The 9,054-nt window shown below is 73.6% G+C and carries 8 protein-coding genes and 1 pseudogene; 7 read left to right on the top strand and 2 right to left on the bottom strand.

Going from position 1 to position 9,054, the window contains the following annotated elements; all coding sequences use genetic code 11:
* The first annotated feature begins 48 nt into the window (after nt 1-48).
* Nucleotides 49-738, top strand: coding sequence for a polysaccharide deacetylase family protein (locus ACFW2E_RS00960; protein WP_384459325.1), 690 nt, complete (start codon nt 49-51; stop codon nt 736-738).
* Nucleotides 738-1,925 (top strand): hypothetical protein, encoded by a 1,188-nt coding sequence (locus ACFW2E_RS00965; protein ID WP_384459328.1) that lies wholly within the window; start codon nt 738-740, stop codon nt 1,923-1,925. The genes ACFW2E_RS00960 and ACFW2E_RS00965 overlap by 1 nt, the downstream gene beginning before the upstream one ends.
* A gap of 53 nt (nt 1,926-1,978) precedes the next feature.
* On the opposite strand, the gene ACFW2E_RS00970 is transcribed toward ACFW2E_RS00965, so the two are convergent.
* Entirely contained in the window at nt 1,979-2,617 is a 639-nt protein-coding gene (locus ACFW2E_RS00970) for a GNAT family N-acetyltransferase (RefSeq protein WP_384459346.1), read from the bottom strand.
* Between the two features lie 50 nt (nt 2,618-2,667).
* Between ACFW2E_RS00970 and ACFW2E_RS00975 the strand changes: the two genes are divergently transcribed.
* The 3 genes from ACFW2E_RS00975 (at nt 2,668) to ACFW2E_RS00985 (ending at nt 5,188) form a co-directional block, all read left to right on the top strand.
* Nucleotides 2,668-3,579, top strand: a complete 912-nt coding sequence (locus ACFW2E_RS00975) for a MerR family transcriptional regulator (RefSeq protein ID WP_384459331.1) — start codon at nt 2,668-2,670, stop codon at nt 3,577-3,579.
* A 59-nt stretch (nt 3,580-3,638) separates the two neighbouring features.
* Nucleotides 3,639-3,851: an EF-hand domain-containing protein gene (locus tag ACFW2E_RS00980; RefSeq protein WP_384459334.1), complete on the top strand. Its 213-nt coding sequence runs from the start codon at nt 3,639-3,641 to the stop codon at nt 3,849-3,851.
* Between the two features lie 674 nt (nt 3,852-4,525).
* On the top strand, nt 4,526-5,188 hold the full coding sequence (locus ACFW2E_RS00985) for an NADPH-dependent F420 reductase (protein ID WP_384459337.1): 663 nt from the start codon (nt 4,526-4,528) through the stop codon (nt 5,186-5,188).
* Nucleotides 5,189-5,224: 36 nt separating this feature from the next.
* On the opposite strand, the gene ACFW2E_RS00990 is transcribed toward ACFW2E_RS00985, so the two are convergent.
* Nucleotides 5,225-7,162: a beta-N-acetylglucosaminidase domain-containing protein gene (locus ACFW2E_RS00990; protein ID WP_384459340.1), complete on the bottom strand. Its 1,938-nt coding sequence runs from the start codon at nt 7,160-7,162 to the stop codon at nt 5,225-5,227.
* A gap of 277 nt (nt 7,163-7,439) precedes the next feature.
* On the opposite strand from ACFW2E_RS00990, the gene ACFW2E_RS00995 reads away from it, so the two are divergent.
* Entirely contained in the window at nt 7,440-8,336 is an 897-nt protein-coding gene (locus tag ACFW2E_RS00995; protein ID WP_384459343.1) for a hypothetical protein, read from the top strand.
* Nucleotides 8,333-9,054 (top strand): annotated as a pseudogene (locus ACFW2E_RS01000) (hypothetical protein); the annotation flags it as partial. The gene ACFW2E_RS00995 and the pseudogene ACFW2E_RS01000, both read left to right, overlap by 4 nt.

A 9,054-nucleotide genomic window follows, 5' to 3' on the forward strand; every position in this document is an offset into this window, starting at 1 on the left:
ACTATTTTTTTCACTCTTTCCGGGCCATCCGTGTTTGTTCGATGTTTCGTGGGCTCTGTGTTGTGTATAAGAGACAGCGCGCGCACTCCCGCGAGATCCAGCGCCCCCGCCGCCCCCGCCGCCCGGGCCTTCCCCCGCCAGCCCACCCAGATCACCCACGGCCCCCGCGACCGCTCCCGCGTCGCGCTCACCTTCCACGGCCAGGGCGACCCCGCCATGGCCCGGACGCTGCTCACCGAGGCCGAGAAGCACGGCGCCCGTGTCACCGTGCTCGCCGTCGGCACCTGGCTCGACGAGCATCCGGACATCGCCCGGCGCATCCTCGACGGCGGCCACGACCTGGGCAACCACACCCAGCGGCACGTGTCCGTCAACACGATGTCCGAGTCCGACGCCCGCGCCGAGATCACCGAGTGCGCGGACCGGCTTCGACGGCTCACCGGCTCGATCGGCACCTGGTTCCGGCCGTCCCGCGCCCCCACGGCCTCCCCGCTCGTTGTCCGGTTGGCGCGCTCCGCGGGCTACCCGCACGTGCTGTCGTACGACGTCGACTCGCTCGACTACACCCGGCCGGGCGCCCCCGCCGTCACCCGCAAGGTCCTGGCCGAGGTCCGCGAAGGATCCGTGGTGAGCCTGCACTTCGGATACCCGGACACGGTCGCCGCCCTTCCCGCCGTACTCCAAGAACTCGACCGCCGCAAACTGCGCGCCGTCACCACCACGGAGCTGCTGAGCTGATGCACCCCACACGAACCGCCCGCGCCCTGGCCGCCGGTGCCGCCCTCGCCGCTCTGACGCTGCTGTCCGCATGCGACAGCGGCACCACGGAGCCCCGTGCGAACGAGGCCCAAGGCACCCAGGCGGCCGTCAAGCCCGAGAAGAAGCAGCTGGTCGACGGCCTTCCCGGAATGCCGCCGGTACTCGACCCGCACGACGTCTACGCCGCCGACCGCCCGGGCGCGCTGTCCCCGGTGGTGGAGGACTTCCCGTCCCGGGTCTACGTCCCCAACACCAACTCCGACACCGTCTCCGTGATCGACCCGGCGACCTACCGGGTCGTCGAGACGATCCCCGTGGGCCGGCAGCCCCAGCACGTCGTGCCCTCCTGGGACCTGAAGACGCTGTGGGTCAACAACGACAGGGGCAACACCCTCACCCCCATCGACCCCAGCACCGGAAAGGCGGGCAAGACGGTCTCCGTCCACGACCCGTACAACCTCTACTTCACGCCCGACGGCAAGTACGCCGTCGTCATGGCCTCGCTCGACCGCGAACTCGTCTTCCGCGACGCGCACACCATGAAGCGCGTGAAGACCGTCCCGGTCAGCTGCTACGGCGTCAACCACGCCGACTTCTCCCTCGACGGGCGCTACTTCATCGTCTCCTGCGAGTTCAGCGGCGAACTGCTCAAGGTCGACACCGCGCGGATGGAGGTCCTCCGCCAGGAGAAGCTGCCGTTCCAGGGCGCCATGCCGCAGGACGTCAAAATGTCGCCCGACGGCAAGCGGTTCTACATCGCCGACATGATGGCCGACGGAGTGTGGGTCCTGGACGGTGACAAGTTCGACAGACCCTCGCTCCTGCACACCGGCAAGGGAGCCCACGGCCTGTACGTCAGCCGCGACTCGCGCGAGATGTACATCTCCAACCGGGGCGAGGGCACCATCTCCATCTTCGACTTCGCCCAGAACCGGCTCACCAAGAAGTGGCCCCTGCCCGGCGGCGGCAGCCCCGACATGGGCGGTGTCTCGGCCGACGGCAAGGTCCTGTGGCTGTCCGGCCGCTACAACTCCGAGGTGTACGCCATCGACACCCGCACCGGCACCCAGATCGCCCGCATCAAGGTCGGCAGCGGCCCGCACGGCCTGGCCGTGTACCCACAGCCGGGCCGCTACTCCCTCGGCCACACCGGCATCTTCCGCTGAGCCCTGTCGTCGCCGGGCAGGCGGGGACCTGCCGGCAGGGCCCAGGCCCGCGCTCAGGGGGCGAGGAGCAGCGCCTCCGCGCCCACCGGCACATACCCGGCCGCCTGGAACGCCCGCAGACTGCGGGCGTTGCCCGGGGAGACCTGGGCCCACACGGGCTCGTCGGCGAGGTGCCGGGCGGCCGTCGCCAGCAGCCGCCCCAGTCCCCGGTGCCGCACCCCCTCGTCCACCTCGACCGCGACCTCCAGCCGCCCCGCGACCCCGCGCCCCAGGATCACCACGCCGCCGTCCGCCTCCCACAGCCGCACGTCGTCGCGGTGGGCGCGGGCCCGGACCGCGCGCGGGTGGCCGGCGCCGGCGGTCTGCGTGAGCGCGAGCGGCGGGCGGCCGGGCAGGGGCGAGCCGACGGCGAGGGCGTCGACGGTGTCGGTCGTACGGCCGGTGCGCTCCAGCAGGGCCGCCAGGAACCGCGCGTTCAGGGTCGCGGCGAGCGCGTCGCAGCCGTCCGCCGCCGCCCGCAGCGTCTCGCGCACCCACTCAGGATCCTCGTCCGTGAAGACGACCGAGTGCGCGGTGAAGGCGATCACGCCCGCGTCCCGGTGCGCGTGCTGGGGTACGACCGTCGTACCGCCGTCGCCGGGCGGGAAGACACCGCGCGCGGCGGCGTCGAGAATGTCCCGCAGGGTCTCCATCACGACCGCCCCTTGAGTCTCCACCGACTGGAAGCCCCAGAGTCGCAGACATGATCGACGACGGCACCGGACTTTTCACCATCGGCGAGCTGGCCCGGAGCACCGGCCTCACGGTCCGCACCATCCGGTACTGGTCCGACGAGGGCGTGCTGTCCCCCGTGACCCGCTCCGCGGGCGGCTACCGGCTCTACGACGCCGAGTCCGTCGCCCGTCTGGAGCTGATCCGCACCCTGCGCGAGCTGGGGCTGGGACTGGACCAGGTGCGCCGGGTGCTGGCGGGTGAGACGACGGTCGCGCAGGTGGCCGCCGCCCATGTGACGGCCCTGGACGCACAGATCGCCTCGCTGAGGGTGACCCGTGCGGTGCTGTCGACCGTGGCGCGACGCGGTTCGACCGCAGAGGAGATGACCCTCATGAACAAGCTTGCGCGGCTGTCGGCGGCCGAGCGGAGGCGGATCCTGGAGGAGTTCGTGGACGAGATGTTCCACGGGCTGGACACGGTGGACCCGGAGATCCGCGCACGGATGCGGAACACCGCCGCCGCCCTTCCGGACGACCCGACGCCCGAGCAGGTCGACGCCTGGGTGGAGCTGGCCGAGCTGATCCAGGACCCCGAGTTCCGGGCGCTGATGCGCAGGGCGGCCGAGTTCAACGCGGCCGACCGCGGGCACGACGCTCGCTCCGGGGCGTCGATGTGGTTCTTCAAGCGCCTCGTCGAGCTGGCGGGGCGGGCCCGCGAGCGCGGGGTCGCCCCGGGGTCCCCGGAGGCCGAGGCGGTGCTGCGGGACCTGCTCGGCGACGCCGACCGGGCCGACGTCCTCGCCCGCATGAAGGCGACCCACAACGTCAGGGCCGCCCGCTACCGGGAACTGCTCGGGATTCTCAAGGGAACGGCCCAGCCCGCCCACGAGGAGGACTTCGCCTGGGTGGTCGCCGCACTGGAGTCTGGCGCGGGCAGCTAGTCTGACCTGCGGCAGCACGCCTGCAGAACCCAGAAAAAGCGACAAAAAGGGGCGGATCGGTGGCGGACATCGAGGAAGCACGCAAGCAGTTCCAGCGGATCGATGCGGACGGTGACGGATTCATCACCTCCGCCGAGTTCAAGACCGCCCTGGCTCAGGGGGGTGACTGGAACGTCACCGACACCGTGGCCGAGGCCATCATCAAGACCCGCGACCTCAACGGCGACAAGGTCCTGTCGTTCGACGAGTTCTGGGCCTACCTGAGCAAGTGACCTGAGCGGAGGGGGCGTCCGGCGGGGCGCCCCCTCTCTCGTGTCCGGCGCCCGGCGGGCCTGCGGCAGCGGCCCGGCGTCATCCCGCACACCCGTTTGTAAGGCCTCATCTTTGTAAGGCCTCGTCGAAGGCGACCTCCGAGGTGCGGCCGGTGCGCTCGGCGACCTGGCGGAGCGGGAGGCCGTCATGGTGCGGGTGACGTGCCGGCCCGCGGTCGTGCGCCACCAGGTCGGGTACGTCGGCGGTGGCTCGCCGGACGGCGCCGCGAACCGGCGGGCGAAGGCGGCGCGGGACGGGCCTGCGGTGGCACCGAGCGCCTCGACCGTCCACGGACGCACCGGGGCGCCGAGCTGCGGATCGCGCGCAGCGCCGCCGCGACCGCCGGGTCCAGCGCGGCGGCCCAGTCCCGCGGCCGCCCGGAGTGCCTCCCACCTCATCGGCCCCGGACTCGCCGACGGCACCCCCGGCCCGGTCGTGGCCGGGTCTTCGGCGGCCCGAAACGCATCGGGGACGCGTACCGTCTGACGGAGCCCGGCCGGCACACGGGCAGGATCGTCGTGCGGGTCCGACGGCATCATCCGATTGCCGCAGTCCCCGGAATAGCCCGCCGGCTCCCGAGGTTGACGCCGCACAGCAGACGCATGCACATGCATCGACCCCGGAAGGGCCTGTCATGAAGATCGGCATCATCGGCGCGGGCAACATCGGCGGCAACCTCACACGGCGGCTCACCGCCCTCGGCCACGAGGTCTCCGTCGCCAACTCCCGCGGCCCGCACACGCTCACCGCACTGGCCGAGGAGACGGGCGCGACCCCCGTCCCCGTCGAGGAGGCGGCACGCGGCGCACAGGTCGTCGTGGTCACGGTCCCGCTGAAGGCGGTTCCGAACCTCCCGTCCGGCCTGCTGGACGGCGCGGCCGAGGGCGTCGCCGTGATCGACACCGGAAACTACTACCCCCAGCAGCGCGACGGCAGGATCGCCGCGATCGAGGACGAGGGCCTCACCGAGAGCCGCTGGACCGAGCGGCACATCGGCCACCCCGTGATCAAGGCCTTCAACGGCACCTACGCCCAGGACATTCTGGAGCGTCCCCGCCCGGCCGGTGCCCCCGACCGTATGGCCCTCCCCGTGGCGGGCGACGACCAGTCCGCCAAGCGGGTCGTGCGCGACCTGATCGACGAGCTCGGCTTCGACACGGTCGACGCGGGCGGCATCGACGACTCCTGGCACCAGCAGCCCGGCACCCCGGTGTACGGACTGCGCGAGGGCGTCGCGGGAGTGACCAAGGCCCTGGCGGAGGCGTCGAAGGAGCGGCCGGCGGACTTCCGGGGCTGAACCGGGGAGCTGCCCGCTCCGGGAAACGGGCCCGGCCTACCCCAGCGCCCGGGTCACGAACGTGTCCAGGACGCCCGTTCCCACCTCGACCGCGCGGGTGCGCCCCTGCCAGTCGACGACCGTGTGGGAGCGGGCCGAGGTCCGCAGGGACCGGACCCGGGCCCGGGTGCTCCTGCCGTCGCGCAGGTCGAGGGCGGCGAGGGCGGCGCGGGCCCAGTCACGGGCCGACGCCAGCCAGGGGGCGGCCGAGGCGCGCAGGGGCGCGGGGACCGTGTCCGGCGCCCCCGCCAGGACCGTGAGGTGCTCGCGCAGGGCCCGCTCCGCGTCGGCGCCGCCCCGCCAGTACGCCGCCGTCAGCGCCGCCAGCCGCGGCGCCTGTGTGCCGTCCAGCCGGGAGGCGCGGTTGACGTCGGCGAAGGCGCGCAGGGCGGTGAGCGCGCGCCCGTCGCCGTCGGCCAGCACGGACAGGCCCGCGTCGAGCGCGGTGGCGGGCCGGTACGCGGTGGGGTTCCAGGCGTACGCCGCCATCGAGAACAGCGCCGGGTCGGAGGCGGCGGCCTGGTTCATCGGGTTGGCCAGCACGCCCGCGACCGCGTCGGGCAGGGTGTTCTGGCGGCCGGTGTAGGGGCCCAGCAGCAGATGGTCCGCCGTGTAGTCGTTGACCGGGTAGTTGTCCCACACCAGCAGCGGGTGCCCGTACAGCCGTGCGGCCTCCCGGGCCCGGTCGGTGCGCAGCGTCGGCGAGACGACCAGCGGTCCGGTCCACATGACCCGGACGTCCCGGTCCAGGCGCGCGGCCAGCGCGGACTTGTACGCGCCGGCCCGTGCCCCGTCGTACTCGGTGGGCACCGTGATCAGCGGCGCGGCACCGGCGCGGGCGTCCAGGAACCGGTGCTGCACCTTGTTCAGCAGATCGGCCTGGGCCCGTCCGACCGCGCCCCGTCCGCTGCCGTACACGGCGGCGTCGCGTGCGCAGTTCCAGCGGTCGATGTCGATGTCGTCGAGCGGCACCGCGAAGGCCCGTACCCCCGCCTCGTCCCACAGCTGCCGGAACTTGCGCACCAGCGCGGCGGTGTCGGTGGCGGAGGAGTAGCAGACGGAGGGGCCGGGGGACACGGCGTACACGAAGGAGACGTGGTCGGCCGCCGCGCGGCCGGCCAGGGCGCGCAGTTCGGTGAGCCGGGCCGTGGGGTACGGGTCGCGCCAGCGGCTGCGCAGATAGGGGTCGTCCTTCGGGCTGTACATGTACGTGTCCAGCTTCCAGCGGGCCGCGAAGTCCAGCTGTTCCAGGCGCTCGCTCCGGGTCCAGGGTGTGCCGTAGAACCCCTCGACGATCCCGCGGTCGGCGGTGGCCGGCCAGTCCCGGATGCGGACGGCGGGCAGCGAGGCGCGGGCGGTCCTCGAACCGACGGGACGCACCAGCTGGGCGAGGGTCTGCGCGGCGTGGAAGGCGCCGTCCGCGTCGACTCCGGCGAGGACGGCCCGGGGCTGCCCGTGGTCGGTGCCGACGGCGAGGACGTAGCCGCCGGCGGCGAGACCGGCGGGCGGGGCGGCGCGCAGTGAGCGCGGAGCGGTCGACCGGGCGTCCGACGCCACCGTGACCAGCAGTTCGCCGGAGTGCGGCGCGTCTCCCAGCCGGACCTCGCCCGCGCCGGCCGCGCGCAGCGCCCGCGTGACGGTGCCGAGGGTGGCCGCGTCCGTCCCCGCGTCCGCGCGCACCGCCACACTGCGCCCGATCCGCACCGAGCCGGCGTCCCGGCGCACACTGCGCGGAGCGGGCCACAGGAGGGGCAGGTCCGCCGGCGGGTCCCCGGCCCGGGTGGTGCGCGCCTTGCCGTCGGCCGCCGAGGGGGCCGCCGCCGGGGCGCCGCCCGGACCGGCGGGACCGTCGCCGCAGGAGCGGGCGCACACCACGACCACCAGACCGAGGACGAAGCCGATCAGCAGCTGCGGCGGGACGCGGAACCGGCGCACCAGGGGCCCCCTCACCCATCCGTCTGCGCTTGCGGCAGTCAGTCAACTACCATCTGGCGCACCGATTATGACGGAACGACAGTTTTCGTTCGGGGGGTTGCGTGAACGTGATCGAGGCATCTTACGCATTCGTGTGATGTTCCGTCGGAAACAGCGGCGAATACGTCGACAAGAGAGCACTGTGCGCCAGATGGCGTAGACACTGCCGACGGCAGGTCCTATCCAGATACGCGTGGGGCGAATGCGGCCCCCTGCTCCAGGCACAGGAGGTCGCCCCATGGTGGTGGTTCCGGAAGACCCGCAGAACCACTGGATCGTGCTCCTCGACATCGAGGACTTCAGTCTCCGCGCGGAGACCACCCAGGCGACGCTGCACGACGACCTCTACCAGGTGGTCGAGTTCGGGTTACGGCGGGCCGGGCTCGGCCTGGACGGGTGCGCGGTGCAGGACCGCGGGGACGGCATGCTGATCCTCGCCCCGCCCGAGACCAGACCCACCCTGCTGTTACGGGAGCTGGTGCGGGGCCTGGAGGACGCCCTGATCCACCACCGGGGCACCTACAACCACGACCACCGGATGCGGCTGCGGGTCGGGTTCGAGCAGGGGCTGGTCAGCCGGCGCGGCGAGCGGTGGACCAGCAACGCGGTCAACGACCTCTCCCGTCTCGTCGACGCCGGACCCGTCAAGCAGGTGCTCGCCCGGGCCGGCCGGGCCCACCTGGTGGTGGTCGTCTCCGAGGACATCCACCGCAAGGTGGTGCTGGGCCACTACCCCGGCATCGACCCGGCGGCGTACCTGCCCGCCGACTTCGTCACCAAGCACGGCCAACCGCGCCGGGGCTGGGTCACCGTGCCCGGCTACCCGGCGCCACCCGGACTCCCCGCGGACTCGGGGGAGCCGCCACGTGACAGACCCGGGACGGACCCCGGCACGGGCGGTACCGCGGGAGGAGCGGGCGGTGGGACCGAACCGGGGAGCCCGGTCCCGCCGTCCTCGCTCGGCGTCGGCCTCGGCATCGACGGCGTGTCGAACAGCCAGATCGCCATCGGCGACGGCGCGACGGCCGTCAACGGCGACTACGTCGGCGGCGACTACGTCAACGGGAACAAGATCGTGCACCACCACGGCCCCCACGACGTGCCCCGGCGCGGCACCACCGCGGACGGTTCATGAGCGCCCCGCCCGGCCCCGGAGGTCCCGCGCCCACGCCCACGGCGCCACCGGCCGGAGGAGCGCCCCCGCCCCCGCAGGGCGGCCCCGGGGGCGGCAGCGGCTCGCCCCCGCCCAACGCCGGGGGCGGTGAGGGCGGCGGTGCGGCCCAGCCGGCCGGTGCCCCACAGGCCCCGCCCGCCCCCGACAGCACCGTCGGCGGCAGCGACAGCGCCAGCCAGGCCACCACCCGTACCGGCCAGGGCAGTCTGCGCGCCGGACTGCTGCGCACGGCCTGGACCCACATCGGGGGCGACCGGATCGAGGGCGACAAGGTCGTCATCCACGCCGGGGGCGAACACCCCGTCGTACTGCGCACCCTGGGCACCGCCGAGGTCGAGTCCGTCCGGCACACCTTCCGTTCGCCGCCCCGCTGGGACGACATCGTCGTCGACGCCTGGCAGCGCCGGTCCGTCGTCCTGCGCGGCCCCGGCGGCGCCGGCAAGACCGCCGCGGCCGTACGACTGCTGATCTCCGCGCGGGCCAGGGACTTCTACCGGCTCGGCTCGGTGGCCGACCTGATCCGGCTGAACGATCTCAAACAGCTCGGCGGCGCCGGCCGGCTGGTCGACCGGCCCCCCCACCGCGGCCCCCACCGCCGCCCCCCCCCGGGCGGCCCGGGGGCGCGGCTGGGGGACGCCCGGGCCCCAGGGGGGGGGTTAGCGGGGCCGGCCACCCCACA

The organism is Streptomyces sp. NPDC058964 (genome assembly GCF_042741275.1).
GTDB lineage: Bacteria > Actinomycetota > Actinomycetes > Streptomycetales > Streptomycetaceae > Streptomyces.

Coding starts and splice junctions, on each gene's coding strand:
- ACFW2E_RS00965 (WP_384459328.1), top strand. CDS start 738: ATGCACCCCACACGAACCGCCCGCGCCCTGGCCGCCGGTGCCGCCCTC.
- ACFW2E_RS00970 (WP_384459346.1), bottom strand. CDS start 2,617: ATGGAGACCCTGCGGGACATTCTCGACGCCGCCGCGCGCGGTGTCTTC.
- ACFW2E_RS00975 (WP_384459331.1), top strand. CDS start 2,668: ATGATCGACGACGGCACCGGACTTTTCACCATCGGCGAGCTGGCCCGG.
- ACFW2E_RS00985 (WP_384459337.1), top strand. CDS start 4,526: ATGAAGATCGGCATCATCGGCGCGGGCAACATCGGCGGCAACCTCACA.
- ACFW2E_RS00995 (WP_384459343.1), top strand. CDS start 7,440: ATGGTGGTGGTTCCGGAAGACCCGCAGAACCACTGGATCGTGCTCCTC.